General features: G+C 53.3%; 2 protein-coding genes and 1 pseudogene. All 3 read right to left on the reverse strand.

The window, feature by feature from the left end; all coding sequences use genetic code 11:
- Positions 1-465 (reverse strand): SDR family NAD(P)-dependent oxidoreductase (locus Q0256_RS02045; protein WP_297959608.1); only part of this gene is annotated, 465 nt, incomplete at its 3' end.
- Positions 458-886, reverse strand: a complete 429-nt coding sequence (locus Q0256_RS02050; protein WP_297959609.1) for a hypothetical protein — start codon at positions 884-886, stop codon at positions 458-460. The genes Q0256_RS02050 and Q0256_RS02045, both read right to left, overlap by 8 nt.
- Positions 883-1255, reverse strand: a pseudogene (locus Q0256_RS02055) (hypothetical protein); the annotation flags it as partial. The pseudogene Q0256_RS02055 and the gene Q0256_RS02050, both read right to left, overlap by 4 nt.

Below are 1255 nucleotides of genomic sequence, written 5' to 3' on the forward strand. Positions count from 1 at the left end.
AGCTGCGTAGTTGCTCTGACCGCGGTTGCCGGCAATTCCGCTAACCGAGCTCATCACGACGATACGCCCGCCCTTTTTGGCGCGGATCATAGGCATCAGCGCGGGCTTTAGGACGTTATAAAACCCGCCTAAATTCGTATCTATCACGCTTTGCCAATCCTCGCGCTCGAACCACACGAAGGAGTTATCCCGCGTGATGCCCGCGTTTAGCACGATGCCCCAGTATGCGCCGTTTGCCTCTATGTCTGCTTCGATCCGCTCCTGCGCTGCGGCAGAGTCTGCGACATCAAATTTTAAAATTTGAACTTCCGCCGCGCCCGCGTCCAAACAGCGTTTCGCTACGTCATTAAGCTTTGCTTCGTTGCGCCCGTTTAACGCCAAGCCGTAGCCCTTTTGCGCTAAATTTAACGCGCACGCCTCGCCGATACCGCCGCTTGCTCCGGTAATTAAAATTCTCTTAGCCATTTATACTCTTTATCATTTCGTCGCTCGCGCGCATTACACTTAGCGTGGCGCTTGCGATATGTTCGCCGCCGCAGCGGATCTCGCAATCGAAGATATATAGCCCCTCGCCGTCGCCCACGCTCTGCTTCGCCGTCGTAATCACGCGCTCGCCCAATTTTAAGCTTGCGCGCGAAATATCCAGGTTTCGCACTCCCAGCAAAAACCCAAGCCTCGCCTCGCCGTCGTTTCTGTAGCCCGAATACACGCCGATGCACTGCGCCATAATCTCCATATACGCGTAGCTGCCGAGCTCGCCGTCTTCGGTAAACGGCGAGTCCTCTTTAACGCTAAACGCGCAGCTCGCATACCCGTCGCTAATCTCTAAAATTTCATCCGCGAAGACCATATATCCGCTCTGCGGTAGGATGCTAGAGGCTCTCATACTCGTCCTATTATGGTTACGGCGTTGTCGCCGCCGAAAGCAAAGCTTAGATTCATCGCGGTATCTACGCGCGCTTTTTTTGCTTCGCACGCGAGATTAAATTTAGATAGCGCCGCTGGAATTTCGCTCGTTTGCGAAGTTTGATCCGCGTCGCTTTTTAAAATTTTATCGTCCGCGCCTTGCAAAGCTTTAGACGCAGCCAAAATTTCATCCGCGCTGCTTTTTGAAATTTCACTCTGCGCGTTTTGCAGAATTTCACTGCCCGAGCTGCATAAAATTTGATCGCTTGCGCTGTTTAAAATTTCATCGTTTCGCTCTCCGCGCCGCGGCTGCGCGCCGCGAAAAATTTCAGCCTCCGAGCCGCGCCAA

The sequence above is a fragment of the uncultured Campylobacter sp. genome (assembly GCF_937949835.1).
Classification (GTDB): Bacteria; Campylobacterota; Campylobacteria; order Campylobacterales; family Campylobacteraceae; genus Campylobacter_B.

What these genes read in the sequence shown, in the direction of transcription:
- Q0256_RS02050 (WP_297959609.1), bottom strand. Translation starts at nt 886, where the DNA reads ATGAGAGCCTCTAGCATCCTACCGCAGAGCGGATATATGGTCTTCGCG.